The sequence below is a fragment of the Streptomyces sp. SCUT-3 genome (assembly GCF_014083985.1).
In the GTDB taxonomy this organism is placed as follows: Bacteria; Actinomycetota; Actinomycetes; order Streptomycetales; family Streptomycetaceae; genus Streptomyces_H; species Streptomyces_H thermolineatus.
This window is the reverse complement of sequence record NZ_CP046907.1, coordinates 3,728,180-3,749,938: the sequence shown is the minus strand read 5'-3', so window position 1 is coordinate 3,749,938 and position 21,759 is coordinate 3,728,180. Positions and strand designations below refer to the sequence as shown.

Genomic DNA, 21,759 nt, shown 5'->3' with positions numbered 1-21,759 from the left:
CAGGACACAGTGCGCAACGGGAACCGAAGCCCTGCGCCCGGCGTTGAACGCCCGTTCCCACCTGGGCCGATGACGGTCCGGGAGAGACGCGAATCCCCGTTTCGTCCCCTCCGGCCGGAACCCGCCGACGGTTTCGACGGACCCCCGGAGCCGCCGGCGGGGGTCCGCCGGACGGCCGGGGGCGACGTTCCGGCACTTCTTCATGTGAAGAAATTCACGAAGTTGCCGACCGGGCGATGTCACCGAGGATCGCCCGCGAGCGCGACCCCTGCGCGCCGCGGCCCTCTGCACCGCATCGGAGTCCGGCGGCGGAAGGCCGATCGTTCACGACTTGATGAGGGCGACCACGGCAATGACCAAGCCCGCAATGCCGGCGAGTTCGGCAGCAACGGTCAGCCGTGGCCGTCCCGGTTGCGACTGCGGTCGCCCCGGCTGAGGGGCAGCCAGTCTGCCGACCGCCGCCCGGCGCCGGAACCGCCTGAAACCCAGCATGCCGAGGCCCAGGAGAACAAGGAGGCAGCCGATGGCCCAGGGGTCGATGCCGAACATTCCCTCAGTCACCACGCCCCCTCTCGCCCGGCGCCATGGACGTGTCCCACCCGGAACGGACTCCGGTGTCGATCCTCCCTGACAACACCCACCAGGGAGCAGGTTTCGGCAGAAGAGGGCGGCGCCGCCGAAGATCCGCCCACGAGGGCGACTCCCACCCACGTGTACACGCAAACGCGTACACTGAACTCATGGCTGAGAACACCGTGACCGTACGGGAAGCCCGCGCACACCTCGCGGACCACATCAACCGGGCCGAGGAAGGCGTTCCGACCGTCATCACGCGCAACGGCGCCCCAGTGGCGGCCGTGGTTCCGATCTCGGACTTCGAGGCGCTTGAGGAAGCGGCCGACGTGATGTTGGCGCGCGAAGCGGAAGCGGTACTGGCCGAGGGCGGCACCACCGTGACGATGGCGGAACTGCTGGCGGACCTGTTCACCGAGCAGAGCGGCGAGGCGGCGTGAAGTACGCCTTCCGGTTCACCACGGCGGCGCAGCGGCAGCTCCAGGCCATCAGCCGCCCCGACGCCATGCGCATCCTGACCGCGCTGACCGCGCTCGGTGATGACCCGTACCGCCAGGACGCCGACGTCAAGAAGCTCACCGGCCCGTCGGGGCTCTACCGGCTCCGGGTCGGGAGCTATCGGGTCGCCTACCAGGTCAACGACGGTGAACTCGTCGTCCTGGTCGTCAAGGTGGGCGATCGGCGGGACGTCTACCGCACCCTGTGACGCCCCGCCCGACCCCACCGCCACCGTCACCGGCAGGCGCCGACCCTCAATGTGCCTCGCTCGCCGACCAGGCGATGCCGTCGAGGATGTCGTGCTCGCTCACCACGACCTCGGCGGCCCCGGTCCGCTCCATCACCGCCAGCAGCACCAGCGCCCCGGCCCCGATGACGTCCACCCGCCCCGGGTGCACGACGGGGATCGCCGCGCGCTCGTCGTGGTCGGCCGCGAGCAGGCGTTCGGTGACGGCGCGGACCTGCTCCAGGGAGACGCGGGCATGGTGGATGCGGGAGGAGTCGTACTCCGTCAGGCCCAGCGCGATCGCGGCGACCGTGGTGACCGAACCGGCCAGGCCCACCAGGGTGCGGGCCCGCCCGATCGGCACGGTGGAGGACGCCAGGTCGATCGCGGCCTCGACGTCCCGCCGTATCGCGGCGACCTGCTCGGCGGTCGGCGGGTCGGTCACCGCGCCGTCCACGACGAGGTGGCGCTCCGTCATCCGCACGCACCCGACGTCCACCGAGCAGGCGGCCTCGACGTGCTCGTCGCCGACCACGAACTCCGTGGAGCCGCCGCCGATGTCCACCACCAGGTAGGGCCGCTCCAGGTCGTCCCGGCCGGCCAGCTCCCGGGTGGCGCCGGTGAAGGAGAACTCCGCCTCCCGGTCACCGGTGATCACCTCCGGTTCGACCCCGAGGATCTCCACGACCCCGCGCACGAAGTCGTCCCGGTTCTCCGCGTCCCGGGAGGCGCTGGTGGCCACGAACCGCACCCGCTCCACCGGGACCTCGTGCTCGCGGATCACCTCCGCGTACTCGCGGCAGGCGGCGAAGGTCCGCTCCAGCGCCTCGGGGGCCAGGCGCCCGGTGCGGTCCACGCCCTGGCCGAGCCGCACGATCGTCATCCGGCGGTCCAGCTCGGCGAAGGCGCCGGTGGCGGGGTCCGCGTCGGCGACGAGGAGCCGTATCGAGTTGGTGCCGCAGTCGACTGCCGCCACCCTGGTCATGCGTCCTCCCCCGCGGTCCCGGCGTCCCCGGCACCCCCGGCGTCCCCAACGCCCCCGGCGCCCTCGGCGTCTCCCGCCGCGGCGCAGCCGCCCGCGCACGGCCCCTTGCGCCACCACTCGGGCAGCATCGCGATCGCCTCGTCGCCCAGCGGGTTCACCCCCGGGCCGGCGGCCAGCGAGTGGCCGACCAGGACGTGCAGGCACTTGACCCGGTCGGGCATGCCGCCCGCGCTCGGGAAGCCCTCGAGCACCTCGACCGCGTCCCGGCGGGCGATGTAGTCCTCGTGGGCGGCGCGGTAGGCGGCGGCCAGCTCCGGGTCGGCCGCCAGCCGCTCCGTCATCTCCTTCATGACGCCCTCCGCCTCGAGGGTGCCGATGGCGGAGGCGGCCCGCGGGCAGGTCAGGTAGTACAGCGTGGGGAACGGCGTGCCGTCCTCCAGGCGGGGGGCGGTCTCCACCACGTCGGGCAGCCCGCAGGGGCAGCGGTGCGCGATCGCGCGCAGGCCGCGGGGGACGCGGCCGAGCTGTTCGCCGACGGCGGCGCGGTCGGCCTCGGTGGGCGGGGTCGGGTCGGTCTGGGGCGGTGGCGTTTCCATCCCACGATTTTCGCAGGCTGCGCGGGCCGCCCGTCGCGGGTGGTCAGTCGGCCGGACGGGAAGGCCCCACGGCCGGACCGGAAGGCCCCGGGCCGGGGGCGGGCCGGGTCAGCGGCCGCCCTCGGCGTCGGCGGAGTCCACCCCGTCCCACAGGGACTCGTACCAGGGGCGCTCCGCGGCGGCGCCGGACGGCTCCCGCCCGTCGTCGCCGTCCTTCCCCGACGGGTCCGCCATGACGTAGCCGGTCTCGCCGGGCATCACGTAGTGCAGGTGCTCCCGGGCCTTGGACCTCACGAACGCCGGGTCCTTCCAGCGCGCCTTCTCCTCGCGCAGCCGCTCGACCCTCTCCCGGGCCAGGCGCGCCTGCTCCTGCTGCTCGGCGATCTGCGAGCGCTGGGCGATGTACTGGCGCATCGGGTAGGCGAGGGCGACCACCAGGGCGCAGAGGACGAGCGCGAGGACCGCGGCGCGGCCGGTCAGCCGGCTGCGGCGGGGCTGCCGGGCCGGGCGGATCCCGGAGGCCCGGTAGACCTTGGCCCGGGCCTGGCTGCCGAGGGCGCGCAGCCTGGTCGCGGTGGAGAACCGGTCCCGTTCCGCGGCCACGTCCTCAACCCCTCCTCGTCCTGTGCGGGCACTTCGTCGTGCGCCGGAACTTCGTCGTGTGCGGACGCTCCGTGTGCGGGCCGGCCCGCACACGCCGGCGGGCGGCGGGCTGCGGGCGGCAGTGCGTCCGCCGCCGGCACCCATGGGACCACGGGTCCGGGTGCCGCGTCACGTGTCCCCGCCCGACCGGCGGGGACGCGCGGAAGGAGACGGCGCGGGGCCCGGGCCGGACCGGCGGGTCCGCCTCGGGCCCCGCGCCGGCCGGGTCAGCCCTTGAAGCGCGGGAACGCGGCGCGGCCGGCGTACACCGCGGCGTCGTCGAGGATCTCCTCGATGCGCAGCAGCTGGTTGTACTTGGCGACGCGCTCGGAGCGGGCCGGGGCGCCGGTCTTGATCTGGCCGCAGTTGGTGGCCACCGCCAGGTCGGCGATGGTGACGTCCTCGGTCTCGCCGGAGCGGTGGGACATCATGCACTTGTAGCCGTTGCGCTGGGCCAGCTCGACGGCGTCCAGGGTCTCGGTGAGCGAGCCGATCTGGTTCACCTTCACCAGCAGGGCGTTGGCGGTGCGGTTGTCGATGCCGCGCTGCAGGCGCTCGGGGTTGGTGACGAACAGGTCGTCACCGACGAGCTGGACCTTGTCGCCGAGCTTGTCGGTGAGGGTCTTCCAGCCGTCCCAGTCCTCCTCGTTCAGCGGGTCCTCGATGGAGACCAGCGGGTAGGCCTCGACCAGCTCGGCGTAGTACTCCGACATCTCGGCGGCCGACAGCTGCTTGCCCTCGAAGGTGTAGGCGCCGTCGTTGTAGAACTCGGTGGCGGCGACGTCCAGGGCGAGCGCGATGTCCTGGCCCGGGGTGTAGCCGGCCTTCTTGATGGCCTCGACGATGAGGTCCAGGGCGGCGCGGTTGGACTCCAGGTTCGGGGCGAAGCCGCCCTCGTCGCCCAGGCCGGTGGACAGGCCGCGCTCCTTCAGGACCGCCTTGAGCGCGTGGTAGGTCTCGGCGCCCCAGCGGACCGCCTCGGAGAAGGACTCCGCGCCGATCGGCGCGATCATGAACTCCTGGATGTCGACGTTGGAGTCCGCGTGGGAGCCGCCGTTGAGGATGTTCATCATCGGCACCGGCAGCAGGTGCGCGTTGGGGCCGCCCAGGTAGCGGAAGAGGGGCAGGTCCGACGCCTCGGAAGCGGCGTGCGCGACGGCCAGGGAGACGCCGAGGATGGCGTTGGCGCCGAGGCTGGACTTGTCCGGGGTGGCGTCCAGGTCGAGCATCGCCTGGTCGATCAGCCGCTGCTCGGTGGCGTCGTAGCCGACGAGCTCCGGGCCGATCTGCTCGATGACGGCGAGGACGGCCTTCTCGACGCCCTTGCCGAGGTAGCGGCCCTTGTCGCCGTCGCGGAGCTCGAGGGCCTCGAACGCGCCGGTGGAGGCACCGGACGGAACGGCGGCACGGCCGGTGCTGCCGTCGTCGAGGCCGACCTCGACCTCGACGGTGGGGTTGCCTCGCGAGTCGAGGATCTCCCGGGCTACGACGACGTCGATGGACGACACGAGCATCTCCTTAGGGATGTGTGGGTCTTGCCAGCCCTGAGCCTAGCCGTACCCGGGGGCGGGTCCAGTCGACCGGCCGTTCGGGGAATCCCCCCGGCCGGCGGGTACCCGCCCGCCCGCACCCCCGCCTGCCCGCGGTGCGGCCGCCCCGGCCCGGGCGGCCGCACCGCGGACGTTCCGCCTGCTCAGCGCAGGCGCAGCTCCTGGCCCGCGCGGATCAGGTCGGGGCTGCCGAGGATGTCCCGGTTGAGCTCGAAGAGCTTCTTCCAGCCACCTCCGACGTCCCGCTGCACCGCGACGGAGGAGAGCGTCTCGCCCCTCTTCACCCGGTGGGTGGAGGCACCCTTCCCGGGCTCCCTCCCGGCTTCCCTCCCGGACTCCCTCCCGGCTCCCTTTCCCGCAAGGGGCCGGGGGGCCTGCGCGGATCCGCGCTCATCGGAGCGCGACGCGGCCCCGCTCCCGGCTCCGTTCCCGGCACCGCGCCCGGTCCCGTTCTCCTTCCCGGGCACTCCGCCCGTCGCCCTGCCCGAGCCCCTGCCCGACGCGCCGTCCGAAGCCCCGCCCGACGCCTCCTGCCGCTTACCGGCCGCCCCCTTGCGGTACTTGCCGTACTTGTCGTACTTGCCGGCGGCCCCGTTCCCCGAGGCGGTCCACCGGTTCCCCTCACCGCCCTTCTTCGCGCCGTCACCGACGGCGGCCGGGGGGCCGCCCGCGGCCAGGCCGGCCCGGGCCCCGCAGGTCCCCCAGGCGCCCGGCCCCTGCGAGGCGAGGACCTTCTCGGCGACGACGATCTGTTGCTCCTTGGTGGCCCGGTCCGCGGTCGGGGCGTACCGGGTGCCGCCGTGGGCCCGCCAGGTGGCGGGGGTGAACTGCAGGCCTCCGTGGTAGCCGTTGCCGGTGTTGGTCCTCCAGTTGCCGCTCGACTCGCACTTGGCGACGCGCTCCCAGGTGGGAATGTCGGCGGCGGACGCGGTGGAGACCGCGACGACCAGCGGCATCGCGGCGGCGGAACCTGCGACGCCGGCGAACGCGGCGATGCGGGCGGCTCTGGAGGAACGGTGGTGACGGCCCTTGGTGGCGGAAAGCAGCATGGAAGTGTTTCTCACCGGCGCCTGCGGGGTGAGCTGTCGGGTTCGGGCCAGTGAGTGCCCGGCCGCCTTCGGCGGCTTGACCCCTAGCCGGGACCGGTGGTGTCCGGCCCCGGCGGCTTACCTGGTTCCCCCGCTCCTGCCTACGGCGCTTGCGCGACAACTGTTCCCGGCGGCAGGCGGCAGGATTCGGCGTACCGTCCGACGGGATCCGCAATGCGGACAGAAATGACGTTAAGCACACGATTCCGTCATCAGCAAAGCGCCGCAGTGAACCATTCGGATCGTCATATCAGCCGCTTGCCGACCTTCTTGCCGATGTTCGTGCAGGTCAGAAGCATCGGCGTCGGAGAATTCGCGTGCTGTGAGCACGTTGGTCCGGCAGGTGCCCACCGGACCACCCGCCACCCCCGTACGGCCCACACGACACGAACGGCCCACACAGCACACCCCGTAGGGACCGCGCGGACGGCACGGTGCGGCAGGCACCGCGGGGCCGCGCCGGCCCCCGGCCCCGTCAGGTGACCGGCCGTCGTCCCCCGTGCGCCGGAACGGCACGAAGGGCGGCACGGTCCGCCGGGGACCGTACCGCCCTTCGTGCGGCGGTCAGTTGCCGAAGCGCAGCTCCTGGCCGGGGATGATGAGATCGGGGTCCTCGCCGAGGGCTTCCCGGTTGGCCGAGTACAGGCCGTGCCAACCCCCGTCGACCCCCTGCGAGTCGGCGATCCGGGTGAGGGTGTCACCGGGTCGGACGACGTAACTCCCGTCCGAACCGCCGGACGGGGCCGCATCGGCGGATCTGCCGGCCGCACCGGCCTCCGCGCCCCCGGCGGCAGCGCCGTCCGCCGCGGAGCCACCGGCCCGCTCCTGCTCCTGCTCCGACGCTCCGGCAGCGTCGCGGGACGGCCCGCCCTGCGCCCCTGCCGCACCGCCCTCCGCGGCCCCCCGGCCGCCGTCGGCGGCCCCGTCCGCCACGTCCGCCCCGTCCGTGTACCGCCCGTCCACCGGCGTCCCGTCGGCGGAGTCCGGCGCTCCGGTGCCGGGGGCTCCCGCCTCCGGCGCCCCGTCGGAGGCGCCGTCCCCGGCCCCGCCCGCGTCCTTCTCCTTCTCCCCGTCCTTCTTCGGGTCCTTCTTCAGGTCCTCGTTCGCGTCCTCGCCGCCGCTCCCGGATTCCGCGCCCTCCCCGGGCGTCAGGACGATGTGGCCCTCGTAGGCCTCCTGCTGCACGTCCGCCGGCTCCCCGCCGGCCTCGAGCCCCGCCATCACGGCGCAGCTCTCCCAGGCGGTCGGCCCCCGGTCGCCCAGGACCTTCTCGGCGACGGCGATCTGCTGGGCGCGGTCGGCCAGGTCGGCGCGCTCGGCGAAGTCCGTGCCGCCGTAGGCCTCCCAGGTGGCCTGGCTGAGCTGCAGCCCGCCGTAGAAGCCGTTGCCGGTGTTGGTCCCCCAGTCGCCCCCGGTCTCGCACTGGGCCACCTGGTCCCATATCTCGGTCGGGGCGGCGTTCGCGGCGCCGGCCCCGAGGAGCGGCAGTGCCACCCCCGCGCCGGTTGCACCGGCAGCGACGACGAATCCGGGGGCCTGCCGGGGGCGCCGGTGGCGCCCGTTGCCGGACAGCAGCATGTAATACGTCCCTCTCCGACGCCTACGAGGTGAGCTGTCGGGTTCGGGCCGTGAGGTAGCCCGGCCGCGCGTGCGGCTTCACCCCGAGCCGCGCCCCGGACGGGCGGCGCGGCGACCTGCCTTGGTTCCCCCGCTCCCGTCGACGGTTCGCTCGGACATGCACCTCGGCCCGCACTCCGGTGACGGGATTCGGCGAACCGGCTGCGGGGCCCGCGCGTGCGGACTGCAGCGAAACGTAGCGGCAGCGCACATCGATCACAAGTCCGTGTATCCGGGATCACGTTCGGGTCACGGTCCCTCCTGGCGGCAGGTCAACGAGGTTCCGGGGAAGCCCCCGAGGCGGTCCGGGGAAGCTCCGGGCACGGTTCGGGGACGGTTCGGGGGCTTCCCCGACGCCCCGGCCGTGCCCGGGCCGCAAGGCTTGTCCGCACATTCACCGACGTCCCGGAGGACACCGTGCGCACTGGCCCGAGCACCACGACGAACCGCCGTCGGCCGTTACGCGCAGCGACGGCCGCCCTGCTGCTCGCCGGCACCGCGCTCGCCGGTGCGGCCGCCCCCGGCGCCGCAGCCGCCCCCACACCCGCGAGCGCCTCCGCCCCCGCGAGCGCATCCACCGCCTCCCTCCCGCCCCTGGACCGCACCGCGCTGTGCCGGGTCCTGGCGGACGTCCCGAACGAGGAGGTCAGCGGCGCGCTGGTGCGGATCAGCGGCTCCGCCGGGGAGTTCCGCGCCACCTCGGGCATCGCGGACCTGCGCACCGGCAGGCCCGTCCCCCACCGGGCCCGGTTCCGCATCGGCAGCATCAGCAAGACCTTCACCGCCGCCGTCGTGCTCCGGCTCGCCGACCGGGGGGAGGTCGACCTCGACGGGACCGTCCAGCAGTACCTGCCCGGCCTGCTGCCCGACGGTTTCCCGGACGTGACGGTGCGGCAGCTGCTGAACCACACCCACGGCATCCCCGGGAACACCATCCCCCACAAGGACCCCGACTGGTTCTTCGAGCACCGCTACGACGTCTTCGACCCCCGCGAGGTCGTCATCGGCGGCCTGCGCGGAGCGGGCGGCAGGGAGGTCTTCGCCCCCGGCAGCGCCCAGCAGTACGGCAACACCGGCTACCTGGTCGCCGGGCTGGTCGTCGAGGCCGTCACCGGCCGCCCCTACGCCGAGGTCCTGGAGGAGGAAGTGCTGCGCCCCGCCGGCCTGCGCCACACCTCCCTGCCCTCCGGCCCGGAACTGCGCGGCCCGCACGCCCGCGGCTACGAGGCCGTGGAGACCGCCGACGGCACCCGGTACGTCGACATCACCGAGGCGAGCCCCTCCCTCACGTGGACCGCCGGCGGGATGGTCTCCACCGCGGCCGACCTCGACCGGTTCGTCACCGCGCTCTTCCGCGGCGAGGTCGTCCCGAAGGAGCAGCTGGCGGAGATGTTCACCGTCCCCGACGTGTGGAAGCACGGGGCGGAGGGGAAGGAGAAGGCCTCCTACAGCGTCGGCCTGACCCGGTACGACATCGGCGGCCTGACCGTGTGGGGCAAGAGCGGCGACCGGCCCGGCTACAACAACGGTGTCGGCGCCACCGAGGACCTGAGCCGCAGGCTCGTCTACTCCGTCAACACCCTGCACATGGGCGGTGCCCAGCCGCGGACCGCGGAACGCATCATCGCCGCCGCCCTCGTCCCCTCCGGCTCCGCCCCCGACCCGGACGCCTGCCGCGGCGTCAACGTCGCTCGGGGGTGAACTCCACCGGCAGGGTGCGCAGGCCCCGCATGATCAGGCCGCCGCGCCAGCGCAGGTCGTCCGGGTCCGCGGCAAGGCGCAGGTCCGGCAGGCGGCGCAGCAGGGTGGCCAGCGCGGTCTGCGCCTCCAGCCGGGCCAGGGGCGCACCGATGCAGTAGTGGATGCCGTGGCCGAAACCGAGGTGGGGGTTGTCGCGGCGGGCGAGGTCCAGGGTGTCCGGGCCGTCGAAGCGGGCCGGGTCGCGGTCCGCCGCGGCCAGGACGACCAGGACCGGGTCGCCCGCCGCGATCCGCTCCCCCGCCAGGGTCAGCGGCTCGGTGGCGAACCGCCAGGTGGCCAGCTCCACGGGGCCGTCGTAGCGCAGCAGCTCCTCCACGGCGGTGGCCAGCAGGGCCGACCCGCCCCGGTCGAGGGACTCCTGGAGGAGGGTGCGCTGGGCGGGGTTGCGCAGCAGGGCGTAGGTGCCGTTGCCGATGAGGTTGACGGTGGTCTCGAAGCCGGCGAACAGCAGGATGAAGGCCATCGCGGCGGCCTCGTTCTCGGTGAGGTGCTCGCCGTGGTCACTGGCCCGGATCAGGCCGGAGATCAGGTCCTCGCCGGGCCGCGCCTCCGCCGGAAGCTCCGCCCGCTTGCGGTGGATGAGGTCGGCCAGGTAGCCGCGCATCTTCTTGACCGACCGGGCGACCCCGCCGCGCGGCCCGCCGCCGTGGCGGATCATCATGCCCGCCCAGTCCCGGAAGTCGTCCTGGTCCTCGGCGGGGACGCCCAGCATGTCGCAGATGGCGTAAATGGGCAGCGGGAAGGCGAACTCGTGGATCAGGTCGGCGCTGCCGCGCGCGGCGAAGCCGTCGATCAGCCGGTCGGTCAGCTCCTGCACGCGGGGCGCGAAGGCGGCCGCGCGGCGCGGGGTGAACGCCTTGGAGACCAGGCGGCGCAGCCGGGTGTGGTCCGGCGGGTCGATGTTCAGCAGGTGCGAGACCAGCTCGGCGTTGCGCTCGCCCGGAATGCCGACCTTGCCCTTGGCGTGCGCGCGCCCGCTGTGGGTGTCGGGGTTCTTCGACAGCCGCCCGTCGGCCAGGGCCCGGCGGGCGTCGGCGTACCGGGTGACCAGCCACGCGTCGACCCCGCTGGGCAGGGTGGTGCGGTGCACGGGGGCGTGCTCGCGCAGCCATGCGTAGGCCGGGTACGGGTCGGCGGCGAACTCCCAGGTGAAGAGGGCGGGCGGCTCGGGAGCGGGCCCGACCTGACCGGCCGGACCGGCGGGTCCGGCGGGGCAGGCCGCGGGGATGGGGTCGTGCATGCCTCGACCGTACGGCGTGGCATGCCCGCACGGGACTCCGCCCCCGCCGCCCGTACCGTCCGCGCCCCGCCCCGCCGCCCGTACCCGGCCCCCACCGAAACCGAGGCGGCAAACCGCAATGCGAAAGGAGCGAAACGGACAGCTTTTCTGCGCTTTGCCACCTCACTTCGGATCGCGGCGGGGCGACGGGGCGGGGTCTCAGTGGGTCGGGGGAGAGCGGACAGGGTTCTGCGGACGGTGCGGATCATCTGCCGGGGGCGGTGGAAGACGTCGTCGGCGGTGAAGCGGAGGACCCGGCGGACGGCGGGGCACCGGGCCAGGTCGTTGAACCGGGCGGCGTCCCGGCGGTGGGCGAGCCTGGTTCCGTGCCACCGGTGGCCCTCGATCTCCACCGCCAGCCCCTCCCTGCGGAACAGGAAGTCGAGCCGGTAGAGACGCCCCGAGGGGGTGACCACCTCGACCTGGGACTCGGGGAACAGTCCCGCCCCGCGCATCTCCAGCCGGGCCTTGCTATCCGCCGCCGAGCCGCTCGCCGGATCGCACTGCTCCAGCGCGCGCCGGGCGTCAGCGGTGCGACTGCGCCGCGAGTCCGCGCGCAGGGCCGCAAAGACCTGGGGGACGCAGGCCGCTCCCTGCCGGAAGGCCGAGTCGGCGGCGATCACCGCCTCGTGCAGCGGCAGGCTCCGCAGCAGGTCGGCGACCGTCCTGACAGGGGCGGTGAGCCGCAGGCCCTCCCGCACGGCGACCTCGTCCTCCCCGAGGCGCAGCCGGTGCACCCGCGCCTCACGCAGCACGAGGCGGCGTCCGGCGCGGCAGGTCAGCTCGACCTCCGCGTGCTCTTCGCGCCCCTCGTTCAACAGGTCGAACCCCCAGAGCGCGGCCGCGGACCTGTGGCTGGCGACCAGCTGCGGATGCCGCAACTGCGCCGCCCGCAGCCGGACCCGCAGGTCCGGGCGGAGCTGCGGGTGCAGCCAGACGCCGTGCTGGGCCGGGTGCCACCCGCCCCGCCGCAGCCGGTACCGCAGCCGGGACTCGGGCCACCCGGCCGCAACGGCCCGCTCCGTGAGCAGGATGCCGCCCGAGCGGGCGGCCAGGGATTCCAGGGAGGGCGGGTTCGCGTTCACTCCCCGAGCACACCCTCTGCGGCGGACGAACGGGCAACCCCTCGCGCTCCCTGTGGACACCCGGCGCCCGGTGAACAACCGCATCACCCACCCGAACGGTGGAACAGGCGAACCGAGGCGGCAAACCGCAATGCGAAAGGTGCGAAACGGACAGCTTTTCTGCGCTTTGCCACCCCGCTTCGGATCACGGCGACGCGGCGGGGGCGGCGGGGCGCCGGTCAGGGGAGGGCGGAGGCCAGGGCGTCGCGGCTGAGACGGTCGGCGATGCGGGTGGTCTCGGGAAGGCGGTAGCGCGGAGCAGCCGCCAGGACGTGGCGGCAGGCGGTGTCGAGGTCGATGCGGTGGCCGACGGAGACGTGCACCGGTTTGACGCCGGCGCGTGTGCGCAGCGTGCGGCCGACGACCTCGTCCCCGTCGAGCATCGGCGTCCAGGCCCCGCGCTCGTCGGCGGGTGGGGCGGAGGAACCGGTGAACGGCGTCTTGGCGACCCCGGCGGCGGGCAGCCCGGTGATCACCCCCAGGTGGCAGGCGAGACCGAAGCGGCGGGGGTGGGCGACGCCCTGCCCGTCGCACAGCAGCAGGTCGGGGACGGTGCGCAGGGCCCGCAGCGCGTCGAGGAGCACGGGCAGCTCCCGGAAGGCGAACAGCCCGGGGACGTAGGGGAAGGCGGTGACGCCCACGGCCGTGGCGGTCTCCACGACCTCCAGGCTGCGGGCGTCCAGGACTGCGATCCCCGCCGCCACCCGCACCCCGCCCGAGGACGGCGGCGCAGCCGGGGACGGCGGCAGGGGCGGGGAGCCCGCAGTGGCCGGGGTGCCGTCCCGGCCGTCGCCGGCGTAGGCGACGTCGAGACCGGCGATGAGGCGGGGCTCCTGCGGCCCGGGGCCCGTGCGGTCCACCAGGGGCGCCAGCGAGAGCTGGAGGGCGATCGCCTCCGCCTCGGTGGCCGGCCAGTCGTGCGGCAGCTCGATATGCATCAGTCCCCCTGGTCGACGGGCCGGTGGCCGGTCTCCGACGGACACGAGGTTAGCGGGGCGGGACGAATGCGGTGACGGGGAGACCCCGCCCGCCGCCGGCACGGGGTGCGGGCGGCGGGCGGGGTCAGGGGCGGCCCGGGTCAGGAGGGGCCGGAGACCGGGAGGGGCCCGGGGTCAGGGACGGCCGGGGTTCCGGTGGTCGCGCGGGGTTCCGGCCGCCGGGTTGCCGGAGGACGGGCCGGTTCGGCGGGACGTCTCCCGGCCGTCGCCGGTGCTGGGCATCCCCGCGATCTCCTGGGGGAGGTAGCGGTGGCCGTCCTTCGGCATCTCCGGGTGCGGCTCGGTGGTGGATTCGTAGCCGACCCGGTCGGCGTCGCCGTCCTGGTGGCCGGGCCCGTGGTCCGGCGGGGTGTTGCGGCCGTACTCCTCGCGGGTCTGCCAGGCACCCGCCCGGGGCTGCGGCTCGACGGGCGGCGGGGGTTCGCGCAGCCGCCGCTGCCGCCCGTACCAGAAGGCCGTCAGGAGCAGCGCGACCACGGCGACGCCGACCACCATCGGCCAGATGCCGACGAGGTGGTCGCGTGCGGCGAGGTTCAGCAGATCGTTGGTCATGCCCACGCGCCTACCCCGCCGCCGTACCGGAACACGGCCCCCCTTTTGCGGTACGGCGGCGGGGGCGTGCTGACCGGCTCGGACCGGACGGGCGGGCGGCACGAGACGGGCGCGCGGCACGGGACGGGCAGACGCCGAGGCGGGCCGGGCGAGCCGGGCGGGCCGGGCAGGCCGAGCCGGGCCGGGCGGGCACCGGGGTACGGTGCCCGCCCGCAGTGCCCGCCCGCGGTACCAGCCGGCCGCCGGGACCCGGTGGCCCGGCGGCCGGGGGCGCGGTGCTTCAGCCGGCGGCCGTGCCCGCGCCGCGCTCGGCGGCCAGGACGGCGTCGCGGTAGCGGCGGGCGGCGGCCCGGAGGGCGGACTCGGGGTCGATACCGTGCTCGGCCGCCCGCGCCGCCAGCACCATCAGCAGGTCGCCCGCCCGCTCCTCGTCGAGGCCTTCCGCCTCCGCGGCGGTGACCTCCGCGACGGGGGCCTCCGCCCCCAGGGGCTCCGTCCCGGGGGAGGGCAGGGGGACGTCGAGGCCGCCCCGGCGGACCCGCTGCACCAGTTTCGCGGCCAGGGCCAGGGCGGGCTGGCCGAGCGGCACGCCCTCGGTGACCGACTCTCGCTGCTTCTCCTGGGCCTTCAGCCGGTCCCAGCTCTGCTCGATCTCGGCGGGGGTGGTGGGGGCGCCGGAGGACCCGAAGACGTGCGGGTGGCGGTGGATGAGCTTGTCGACGATGCCGCCGGCCACGTCGTCGATCGAGAACGGGTCGTCCGGGTGCTCCTCGGCGATGCGGGAGTGGAAGAGGACCTGCAGGAGGACGTCGCCCAGTTCCTCGCGCAGGGCCTCGCGGTCGTCCTCCTCGATGGTCTCGACGAGCTCGTACGCCTCCTCCAGGAGGTACTTCACGAGCGAGGCGTGGGTCTGCCGGGCGTCCCACGGGCAGCCGCCGGGCGAGCGCAGCCGGTCCATGACGTGCACGAGGTCGAGCAGGCGGGCGCCGGGCAGGTCGTAGGAGCCGGGCAGCAGTTCCAGCTCCGGCACGGTGTCGCGGCCGGAGCCGGCGATGCGGGCCAGGCCGTCGGTCAGGGCCGGTTCGCCGTCGGCGGCGGAGACCACGACGACGGTGCGTCCCTCCCCGGAGGCGGCGTCGTCCACCAGTTCCCGGGCGGTCGGGGCGGCGGTCTCGACCGCGATCCCCGCTTCCCTCAGGTAGGGCAGTTGGGGGTGTTCGGGGTCGGAGCAGACCACCCGGTCCGCCTCGTGCAGGACCTTCCAGGCGGGCCAGGACAGCAGGCCGGGGGCGATCCGGTGGGTGGTGGTGAGCAGGACCAGTCGGCCGGTACCGGGAGTACCGGCCTCGCGCGTGTCGTCGTTCGAAGCAGCCACGAGTCCCGACCGTACCCGCACCCTGCGCCCGCGCGGCGCCTCCTCCCGCCGGGCGCCCCGGAACGGGGCCCGGGGCAGGGCCGGAGCAGGGGCAGGGCCGGAGCAGGGCCGGGAGCCGGGCACGGACGCGGCGCCGGATCCAGCCCCGGCCCGGCCCGGCTCCGGCCGGGGCACGGCGACGTCCTCCGGGTACGGGCGGGCCTACGCGCCCTGCGGCTCGGCCGGGCGCAGCCACTCCTCCTTCACGCCGTTCAGGGAGAGCTCCTTGTCGTCCCAGGTCCCGTACCGGGGGCTGATGTCGATGTCGAGGGACCGGGAGGTGGTGCTCAGCTCCTTGAGGACGACGGCCTGCCCCTCCGGCGTCTGCAGGTCCGCGCCCAGCTTGCGGGCCAGCTTCTGCGCCGTGGCCTGGTTGCGGCAGAACTCCTCCACCTCACCGGGGGCGATGCCGTAACGCTGCAGCAGCATGGTGCGCAGCGCCTCCGTGCCGCCGGCCTGCCGTGCGCGCTCGGCGCAGTCCTCCTGGACCTCGGCCCGGGTGGCCTTCACGCCCGCGTCGGCCGCGGCCCGGTACAGCACCTTGTCGAAGACGATTCCGTTCAGGGTGGCGCGGGAGAGGTCGCTGCTCGGCTCGGGCACGCCGGCCGCGGTCACGCTGTCGGCCTGCGCGTCGCGGACCTCCTTGACCTTGGCCTGGAGCGCGGACACCGAGACCGCCTCCCCGCCGACCACGGCGGCGGCGCCCGCGTGCGGGGTCCCGCACGCGCTGAGCAGTGGGGCCGCGCCCAGCACAGCGGCGGCGGCGAGGAGCGACACGGACCTGCGGATCACGGGGCCTCCTGGCAGCGGGGACCGGGCGTCGGTGCTCCGGTCCGGCGTTGATCGAGGATATGGAGTGCGGGGGTGTGATATCCAGCACTCCGCAGAACGATCCGCACGGTTACGGGAACGGAGACGGTCCGCCGCTTCCCCGGGCTGTCCGTGGCTGTCCACGACTGTCCGCGGCTGTCCGCAGCTGTCCGGGAGCGGGCCCGGAGAGCGGGGTGACGGCTGCGGGCTCGGGTCAGTCGCTGCAGGCGACTCCGTCGCCGTCGCGGTCGAGGCGTTCCGTGTAGCCGGGGTCGCCGCGGTGCAGCGGGGCCTTGCCCGCCTCGCGCACGGCGTCGCAGTTCACGTACTCCACCGTCCCCCCGGATCCGCCGGTACTCCCGGATCCGCCGGTGCTCCCGGTGCTCCCGGATCCGCCGCCGTCTCCCCCGCCGTCGGGGCCTGCGGCTTCCCGCCGGTGGGCAGCCGTTCACCGGGGCAGTCGGCCAGCACCTTCTCCATGGCGGCCTTCTCGGCCTTCGTCACCTCGAGCTCGTACTTCTTCTTCACCGCCACCTGGCGTGCCACGTAGGCGCAGTGGAAGGACTCGTCGGGGGGCAGCCACTCGGTGGCGTCCCCGTCCCCCTTGGTGCGGTTGGCGCGGGCCTCGACGGCGAGGAGGTTGAGGGGGTCGTTGGCGAACCGCGTCCGCCTGCTGCGGTCCCACTCGCTCGCGCCCTTGGGCCAGGCGTCGGAGAGCGCGACGACGTGGTCGATGTCGATCCGGCTGCGTCCGCGTTCGAACCGTATCCGTGTGCCGGTGTAGGGGTCGGTGAGGGTTCCGGAGACGACGGTGCAGCCGTCCTCGCGGTCGACGCCGGTGAGGTCCCTGGCCAGTATGTCGTCGCGGGTGCCGCAGCCGTTGCCGTCGGTGTCGGCCCAGGAGCGGCCGAACTCGTCGCGCTCGTAGCCGGACGAGGATCCGGCCGGGGCGACGGCCAGCTCCCCGAGCGCGGCGGCGGCCGTCCCCGCGCCGCCGGCCCCGGTTCCGCCTCCGGGCGCGGGGCCGTCGCCGGCGGGGGTGCAGCCGGCGAGGGCGAGGGCCGCGGCGAGCAACACGCCCGCGGGCGCGCCGCGGTGACGGTGGGGTCGGTCCATCCGTGAACGGTAGCGGGCCCTCCGCCCGCGCGGACAGGGGGCCTTCAGCCGCGGATCTGGTTCAGCCAGTCCAGGGACCTGCGGATCTCCGCGGGGAAGGGGTGGTGCGGGCCGTGCAGCCGCTCGGCGTCGTAGAGCAGGCGCACCAGGACCTCGCGGGCGGCGCCGCGGTCGCCGACGGAGAGCAGCAGGTTGCCTATGCGGCGGCGCAGTTCCAGCGGCAGGACGGGGTCGGCGAAGGCCCGGGCCTCGAAGTGGGGCAGCAGGTACCGGTACTCGGTCAGCGCGGTGGCCGCATCGCCCAGTTGTTCCAGGCACTGCGCGGCCTCGTAGCGGAAGCGCAGCGCCTGCGGGTCGGCGGCGCCGTGCTCGGCCGCGTACTCGCCGGCGAGGGTGCGCAGTTCGGGCAGGGCGCGGCGGTACTGGCCGTCCTCCATGAGGGTCGCCGCGTAGTGCCTGCGCAGCATCCGCACGGCCGGGGAGCCCTCGCCGCGCCGGGCCACGGCTACGGACAGGGCGTTGCCGAGGATGTCGACGGCCTGGGTGATGCGGCCCGCGTCCAGCAGGTGCTTGACCTCCTCGACCGCCGCCGCGAGGCCGGAGCCGGTGCCGCTGCTGTCCGGGGCGGCCGGCCCGCCGGGCAGGCCCCCGGCGCCCGGCACGCCCGCGTGGGCGCCGCCGGGGGCACCGTAGGCGCCGTGGGAACCGTACGTGCCGTGGGAGCCGTACGTGCCGGAAGCGCCGGGGGTACCGGAAGTGCCCGGGGCGCCGTACGTGCCGTACGTGCCGTTGCCGTACGTGCCGCCGCGGTCCGGGTTGCCGCCGCCGTGGGAGCCGGGGGAGCCGTGAGCGCCCGGCGGGCTCGCCGGGGGCCTGCCGGGGGCGGGGCGGGGCGGTCGGGCCAGGGGGCGAGCGGCCGGACGAACGGACGGGTGGGGTCCATCGGCCGGGAGCCGCCGGGTGCCGGGGGGACGGCGGGCTGCGGTCCGGGGAGCATCGGGGCGAGCGCCCGGTAGACCTCCTGTGCGTCGGCGGGCCGGTCCTGCGGGTCCTTGGCGAGCAGCCGCAGGACCAGCGCCTCCAGCGGCTCGGGCACCTCCGGACGGACCTGCCGCAGCGGGACGGGCGCCTCGTGCAGGTGGCGGTGGAGGACGCCGAGGGCCGTGGAACCGTGGAACGGCACGTTGCCGCTGAGGAGTTCGTGCAGCACGATGCCGAGGGCGTACAGGTCGGTGCGGGGGCCGACGGCGCCGCCCATGGCCTGTTCGGGGGCCATGTAGACGGGGGTCCCGGGGAACGAGCCGGAGCGGGTCAGGCGGGTGGTGTCGGTGTTGAGCACCGCGGCCACGCCCAGGTCGAGGACGGTGACCGCGCCGTCCTGGCCCACCATGACGTTCCGCGGCTTCAGGTCGCGGTGGACGATGGGCACGGCGTGCACGGCGGAGAGCACCGAGCACAGCTGCGCCGCCACGGCGACCGCCCACGTCCACGGGTACGGCTCGTTCTCGGCGAGGTGGTCGGCGAGGTCGGCGCCCTCGACGTACCGCATGACCAGGTACAGCTCGTCGGCGTCGCTGCCCGCGTCGTACACGGTGACCAGGCCGGGGTGGTCGACCTGGGCGGTGACCCGGCACTCGCGCTCGAAGCGGCGCTGCAGGTCGCCCGCCTCGGCGGTGCCCGCGACCCGGTCGGGGCGCAGCAGTTTGACCGCGACCCGGCGGTCCAGGCGGCGGTCGTAGGCGGTCCACACCTGGCCCATGCCGCCCTGTCCGATCACCGTGGACAGTTCGTAGCGGCCGGCGACGATCCGTCCCGTCACCGCTCGCCCTCCTCCTGGCGCAGCAGGTCGCTGAGCTCGTCGAGTTCGGCGCGGACCTGGTCCATGCGCCGGGGCGCGGCGGGTCCGGGGGCGCCCTGCGGCCGCACGTGCGCGGGCGCGGCGGGGGCGGGCGGACCGGCGGGCGAGCCGCCCGGCGGGGTGTCGCGGTAGGGGTTGTACGGGGCCTGCGGGGGCGGTGCGGCGTACGGGGACGGCTGCTGGTGGGGGATCCCCGGCTGCGGCGGGGGCGCCTGCGGGTGCGGCGCCTGCGGGTGCGGGTAGCCGTACCCGTACTGCTGCTGCCCGTAGGGGGCGTGCGCGGCGTGCGCCGCCTGCGCGGCCCGTGCGCGCCGCTCGCCGTGGTGGCGTATGTCGACCACCAGGTAGTACACGGTGACGAGCACGGAGAGGAGCAGGAGCGCCCCCACGGCCGCGTCCGACCAGGGGCTGGCCTCCGGCAGTTCGCCGACCGTCGCCAGCAGCCCGAAGGCGGCCGCGAACACGGCTCCGCACAGGACCCAGTCGACGGTCCGCAGCCTCAGCAGGGCCAGCCTCAGCATCGGCACCCAGGAGAGCAGGCCGCAGGACAGCAGTGCCGCCGCGCAGAACAGCACGCGCAGCGAGATCACCACTCTGTCGTCGGGGAGGGGTCTCGGCGCGGCGCCGGGGCCGTTCATGGCAACTCCTGTGATGACCTGTCGGGCGGTCGGGAGGCGGTCGGGCAGGCGGTCGGGGTCCTGCTGTCAGCGAGAGCGTATCGACCGCCGCGGACGGCCGGGGCCGCAGTGTGCCGAACCGGCCCTCCTCAGGGGCTGAGCCTTCCGTCGGTGAGGCCGTCGTGGAGTCCCCGGACCAGCTGCTCCCCGAGGGCGACGGCCTCGCGCAGCGCGCTCTCGAAACCGGCGAGTTCGCGGAACCGGGCCCCGTACCGGAGCTGGTCGGACAGGGGCATGCGGGGCACCTGGAGGCGGCGTACGTCGAGCCGGCCGGTGGTGGAGGCGTAGCTGCTGGCGCGGCGGGTGTTGGCGGTGCCGCGCAGGAACCCGGCGAGGAACCAGGGGTCGAGCACGGCCGGGTCGGGGCGCAGGAGCCACAGGTTGCGGCCGAGGGCGGCCCCGGCAGTCTCCCGGTCGACGACGCGGGCGACGGCGCCGCGTCCCAGGACGGGCACCACCACGTCCCCCTCCTCGGTGAGCACCGGGTCCTCGGGGGCTCCGGCGGGCAGGGTCCCGGTGGGGCCGGTGCCGGCGACGACGTCGTGCTCGGTCAGCACGGCGGGGCCGTCCCCGCCGGGGACCGCGCCGGGGCCGCCGGGCCGCATGAGGAGGGCGCCGGCCCGGGCGAGTTCGCCGACGGTGGTCGTCGGGCGCCGGGCGCCGGGGGCGCCGGAGACCGGAGTGCCGGGGGCCGGGGCGCCGGAGACCGGAGTGCCGGGGGCCGGGGCGCCGGAGACCGGGACGCCGGGGGCCGGGGTGATCTCCGCGGTGTGCCGCAGGGTGGCGGCGAGGCGTTCGCGCAGGCTGGTGAGTTCCGGGCCGTCGTCGGTGGCGGGCGGGGGTAGGTGCCGGGCGGGGGCGAGGTCGACGTCGTCGTCGAGGAGTTCGATGACCGGCACGGCGCGGGCGACGCCGGGCCGCGCCTCGGTCGTCCCGTGCCGGTCGAAGGACTCCCACGCCTCCAGGACGGCATCGCGCAGGAGTTGCCGGGGCAGGGCCTCCCGGCCCCCGTGTCCGCCGTGGCCCCCGTGGCCCTCCGGCAGCAGTCCCGCCGCGTCGACGAGCAGCAGGTGCGGCGACGGCGGGACGGCCCCGGCGGCGCCGGCCGGGTCCGGGCGGCGCAGCACCCACAGGTGCAGGGGGATGCCGTACGGCGGCGCGCTCCCGGCGGGCAGGGCGACGACGGCGCGCAGGGCTCCGCGGCGCAGCAGGTCGGCGCGGACGCGGCGGCCGGAGCGGCGGGACGCGGCGGCGGGCGGCATCAGCACCACGACGGTGCCGCCGGGGCGAGCGTGGGCGAGGGCGTGCTGCACCCAGGCCAGTTCGGACTCGGTGCGGGCCGGCAGCCCGTACTCCCAGCGGGGGTCGTAGGTCAGTTCGTCGTGGCCCCAGTTGCGCTCGTTGAACGGCGGGTGGCAGAGCACGGCGTCCGCGGCGAGGCCGGGGAAGGCGTCGGCGCGCAGGCTGTCCCCGGCACGCACCCGCACCTCGGCACGGGTACGGAGGGCGAGCCGCACGGCGGTGAGCGCCGCCAGGGCCGGATCGGCCTCCTGCCCCAGGAGCGTGCCGCAGTCGCCGGCCGCGCGCAGCAGCGCGCCGGTGCCGCAGGCCGGGTCGAGGACGGTGAACGCCTGCACGGGCGGGGCGCCGGGGCGCGCGGTGCCGGGCAGGGCGAGCGCGGCCATGAGTTCGGCGAGGCCGGGCGGGGTGAGCGTGTACTGGCGCGGGTTGGTGTCGAGGTGGCGGCCGAGGAGGAACTCGTAGGCCTGGCGCGGGCCGAGTTCGGCGGCCAGCCGGCCCGCGGCGCGGACCAGGGGGACGGCTGCCGCAAGTGCTGCCGGGTCGGGGGCCTCCGGGGCGAGGGCCGCCGCTGCGGGAGCGGCCGGGGCGTGCGCCGCCGCTCCGGGAGCGGCCGGGGCGGTGACGGCCGTGGCGGGGGCGGCGGGGGGCGGGCCGCCGAAGCGCTGTGTGAACACCTCGGCGGCGGCCTCGGCCAGCCGGGTGGGGAGCGTTCGGTCGGGCTCGCGGGACAGGGCCCGCCACTCCTCGGGGCGTTCGGCCGCCAGCAGCAGGACGGCGCCGGCCAGGCGGAGTGCGTCGGCCGTGCCCCCGGGGTGGGAGGCGAGCTGCTGCCAGACCCGCTCGCGCAGCGGCACCTCGGCGAGTTTCCCCTGGTCGCGCAGCCATTTCTCGACCTCGGGGAGGGAGAAGGAGGGGCTGGCGTCGGTGCCTCCGACCGGCTGCGGGAAGTCCGGGTGCCGACGGCGCCAGTTGCTGACGGCGGCCCGTCCGACGCCGGCGAGCCGGGCGATCCCGGCGGCGGTCACTTCTGCTGCGTTCTCCGGCATGCGTCCGGCTCCGTCCTGTGCAGCCACCCCTGTGGTCCTGAATATAC

At 75.3% G+C, this 21,759-nt stretch carries 21 protein-coding genes and 2 riboswitches; of the genes, 3 read left to right on the top strand and 18 right to left on the bottom strand.

Annotation, left to right across the window (positions count from 1 at the left end):
* Positions 1–324: 324 nt before the first annotated feature.
* Complete coding sequence (locus GQS52_RS16660; RefSeq protein ID WP_182314185.1) at positions 325–549, bottom strand: hypothetical protein; 225 nt, start codon at positions 547–549, stop codon at positions 325–327.
* Between the two features lie 191 nt (positions 550–740).
* On the opposite strand from GQS52_RS16660, the gene GQS52_RS16655 reads away from it, so the two are divergent.
* Complete coding sequence (locus GQS52_RS16655) at positions 741–1,013, top strand: type II toxin-antitoxin system Phd/YefM family antitoxin (RefSeq protein ID WP_182314184.1); 273 nt, start codon at positions 741–743, stop codon at positions 1,011–1,013.
* Positions 1,010–1,279, top strand: coding sequence for a type II toxin-antitoxin system RelE/ParE family toxin (locus tag GQS52_RS16650; protein WP_182314183.1), 270 nt, complete (start codon positions 1,010–1,012; stop codon positions 1,277–1,279). Before GQS52_RS16655 ends, GQS52_RS16650 begins: the two co-directional genes overlap by 4 nt.
* Before the next feature lie 46 nt (positions 1,280–1,325).
* On the opposite strand, the gene GQS52_RS16645 is transcribed toward GQS52_RS16650, so the two are convergent.
* From GQS52_RS16645 to GQS52_RS28245, 6 genes are all read right to left on the bottom strand, one after another.
* The gene (locus GQS52_RS16645) at positions 1,326–2,282 is read right to left on the bottom strand and encodes a Ppx/GppA phosphatase family protein (RefSeq protein ID WP_182314182.1); all 957 of its coding nucleotides are present in this window, start codon (positions 2,280–2,282) and stop codon (positions 1,326–1,328) included.
* Positions 2,279–2,878 (bottom strand): DUF501 domain-containing protein, encoded by a 600-nt coding sequence (locus tag GQS52_RS16640; RefSeq protein WP_182314181.1) that lies wholly within the window; start codon positions 2,876–2,878, stop codon positions 2,279–2,281. The genes GQS52_RS16645 and GQS52_RS16640 overlap by 4 nt, the downstream gene beginning before the upstream one ends.
* A gap of 108 nt (positions 2,879–2,986) precedes the next feature.
* Complete coding sequence (locus GQS52_RS16635; RefSeq protein ID WP_259370823.1) at positions 2,987–3,481, bottom strand: septum formation initiator family protein; 495 nt, start codon at positions 3,479–3,481, stop codon at positions 2,987–2,989.
* 266 nt (positions 3,482–3,747) lie between these two features.
* Complete coding sequence (gene eno / locus GQS52_RS16630) at positions 3,748–5,034, bottom strand: phosphopyruvate hydratase (RefSeq protein WP_182314179.1); 1,287 nt, start codon at positions 5,032–5,034, stop codon at positions 3,748–3,750.
* A 179-nt stretch (positions 5,035–5,213) separates the two neighbouring features.
* Positions 5,214–6,119 carry a transglycosylase family protein gene (locus GQS52_RS28250; RefSeq protein ID WP_182314178.1) on the bottom strand — a complete coding sequence of 302 codons (906 nt, stop codon included), beginning with the start codon at positions 6,117–6,119 and terminating at the stop codon, positions 5,214–5,216.
* A gap of 3 nt (positions 6,120–6,122) precedes the next feature.
* Positions 6,123–6,277: riboswitch (cyclic di-AMP (ydaO/yuaA leader) on the bottom strand.
* 445 nt (positions 6,278–6,722) lie between these two features.
* Positions 6,723–7,736: a transglycosylase family protein gene (locus tag GQS52_RS28245; RefSeq protein WP_182314177.1), complete on the bottom strand. Its 1,014-nt coding sequence runs from the start codon at positions 7,734–7,736 to the stop codon at positions 6,723–6,725.
* A gap of 4 nt (positions 7,737–7,740) precedes the next feature.
* A riboswitch (cyclic di-AMP (ydaO/yuaA leader) is annotated at positions 7,741–7,898 on the bottom strand.
* A gap of 294 nt (positions 7,899–8,192) precedes the next feature.
* Here GQS52_RS28245 and GQS52_RS16615 point away from each other — a divergent pair.
* Positions 8,193–9,476 carry a serine hydrolase domain-containing protein gene (locus tag GQS52_RS16615; RefSeq protein ID WP_259370822.1) on the top strand — a complete coding sequence of 428 codons (1,284 nt, stop codon included), beginning with the start codon at positions 8,193–8,195 and terminating at the stop codon, positions 9,474–9,476.
* Here GQS52_RS16615 and GQS52_RS16610 read toward each other — a convergent pair.
* The 11 genes from GQS52_RS16610 to GQS52_RS16565 form a co-directional block, all read right to left on the bottom strand.
* Entirely contained in the window at positions 9,457–10,776 is a 1,320-nt protein-coding gene (locus GQS52_RS16610) for a cytochrome P450 (protein ID WP_182314176.1), read from the bottom strand. The two genes, GQS52_RS16615 and GQS52_RS16610, sit on opposite strands and share 20 nt — an antisense overlap.
* Before the next feature lie 1,342 nt (positions 10,777–12,118).
* Positions 12,119–12,877: an endonuclease V gene (locus GQS52_RS16605; RefSeq protein ID WP_182314175.1), complete on the bottom strand. Its 759-nt coding sequence runs from the start codon at positions 12,875–12,877 to the stop codon at positions 12,119–12,121.
* Positions 12,878–13,051: 174 nt separating this feature from the next.
* Positions 13,052–13,489 carry a DUF6479 family protein gene (locus GQS52_RS16600; RefSeq protein ID WP_182314174.1) on the bottom strand — a complete coding sequence of 146 codons (438 nt, stop codon included), beginning with the start codon at positions 13,487–13,489 and terminating at the stop codon, positions 13,052–13,054.
* Positions 13,490–13,769: 280 nt separating this feature from the next.
* Complete coding sequence (locus GQS52_RS16595; RefSeq protein WP_182314173.1) at positions 13,770–14,864, bottom strand: MazG family protein; 1,095 nt, start codon at positions 14,862–14,864, stop codon at positions 13,770–13,772.
* Between the two features lie 201 nt (positions 14,865–15,065).
* Complete coding sequence (locus tag GQS52_RS16590; RefSeq protein ID WP_182314172.1) at positions 15,066–15,695, bottom strand: SurA N-terminal domain-containing protein; 630 nt, start codon at positions 15,693–15,695, stop codon at positions 15,066–15,068.
* 232 nt (positions 15,696–15,927) lie between these two features.
* Complete coding sequence (locus tag GQS52_RS16585; RefSeq protein WP_182314171.1) at positions 15,928–16,047, bottom strand: excalibur calcium-binding domain-containing protein; 120 nt, start codon at positions 16,045–16,047, stop codon at positions 15,928–15,930.
* Positions 16,035–16,829 carry an HNH endonuclease family protein gene (locus GQS52_RS16580; protein ID WP_182314170.1) on the bottom strand — a complete coding sequence of 265 codons (795 nt, stop codon included), beginning with the start codon at positions 16,827–16,829 and terminating at the stop codon, positions 16,035–16,037. The genes GQS52_RS16585 and GQS52_RS16580 overlap by 13 nt, the downstream gene beginning before the upstream one ends.
* Positions 16,830–16,873: 44 nt before the next feature.
* Positions 16,874–17,332 carry a hypothetical protein gene (locus GQS52_RS28240; protein WP_346268246.1) on the bottom strand — a complete coding sequence of 153 codons (459 nt, stop codon included), beginning with the start codon at positions 17,330–17,332 and terminating at the stop codon, positions 16,874–16,876.
* A gap of 2 nt (positions 17,333–17,334) precedes the next feature.
* Positions 17,335–18,648: a serine/threonine-protein kinase gene (locus GQS52_RS16575; RefSeq protein ID WP_275946477.1), complete on the bottom strand. Its 1,314-nt coding sequence runs from the start codon at positions 18,646–18,648 to the stop codon at positions 17,335–17,337.
* Positions 18,645–19,325, bottom strand: a complete 681-nt coding sequence (locus GQS52_RS16570; protein WP_182314169.1) for a hypothetical protein — start codon at positions 19,323–19,325, stop codon at positions 18,645–18,647. Before GQS52_RS16570 ends, GQS52_RS16575 begins: the two co-directional genes overlap by 4 nt.
* Positions 19,326–19,453: 128 nt before the next feature.
* A complete protein-coding gene (locus GQS52_RS16565) occupies positions 19,454–21,712 on the bottom strand; it encodes an N-6 DNA methylase (RefSeq protein WP_182314168.1) in 2,259 nt (752 codons plus the stop codon).
* Positions 21,713–21,759 lie beyond the last annotated feature (47 nt).

Excerpts from the sequence above, each read along its gene's own strand:
- GQS52_RS16660 (WP_182314185.1), bottom strand. The coding sequence starts at position 549 with ATGTTCGGCATCGACCCCTGGGCCATCGGCTGCCTCCTTGTTCTCCTG.
- GQS52_RS16655 (WP_182314184.1), top strand. The coding sequence starts at position 741 with ATGGCTGAGAACACCGTGACCGTACGGGAAGCCCGCGCACACCTCGCG.
- GQS52_RS16645 (WP_182314182.1), bottom strand. The coding sequence starts at position 2,282 with ATGACCAGGGTGGCGGCAGTCGACTGCGGCACCAACTCGATACGGCTC.
- GQS52_RS16640 (WP_182314181.1), bottom strand. The coding sequence starts at position 2,878 with ATGGAAACGCCACCGCCCCAGACCGACCCGACCCCGCCCACCGAGGCC.
- eno (WP_182314179.1), bottom strand. The coding sequence starts at position 5,034 with ATGCTCGTGTCGTCCATCGACGTCGTCGTAGCCCGGGAGATCCTCGAC.
- GQS52_RS28250 (WP_182314178.1), bottom strand. The coding sequence starts at position 6,119 with ATGCTGCTTTCCGCCACCAAGGGCCGTCACCACCGTTCCTCCAGAGCC.
- GQS52_RS28245 (WP_182314177.1), bottom strand. The coding sequence starts at position 7,736 with ATGCTGCTGTCCGGCAACGGGCGCCACCGGCGCCCCCGGCAGGCCCCC.
- GQS52_RS16610 (WP_182314176.1), bottom strand. The coding sequence starts at position 10,776 with ATGCACGACCCCATCCCCGCGGCCTGCCCCGCCGGACCCGCCGGTCCG.
- GQS52_RS16605 (WP_182314175.1), bottom strand. The coding sequence starts at position 12,877 with ATGCATATCGAGCTGCCGCACGACTGGCCGGCCACCGAGGCGGAGGCG.
- GQS52_RS16600 (WP_182314174.1), bottom strand. The coding sequence starts at position 13,489 with ATGACCAACGATCTGCTGAACCTCGCCGCACGCGACCACCTCGTCGGC.
- GQS52_RS16580 (WP_182314170.1), bottom strand. The coding sequence starts at position 16,829 with ATGGACCGACCCCACCGTCACCGCGGCGCGCCCGCGGGCGTGTTGCTC.
- GQS52_RS16570 (WP_182314169.1), bottom strand. The coding sequence starts at position 19,325 with ATGAACGGCCCCGGCGCCGCGCCGAGACCCCTCCCCGACGACAGAGTG.
- GQS52_RS16565 (WP_182314168.1), bottom strand. The coding sequence starts at position 21,712 with ATGCCGGAGAACGCAGCAGAAGTGACCGCCGCCGGGATCGCCCGGCTC.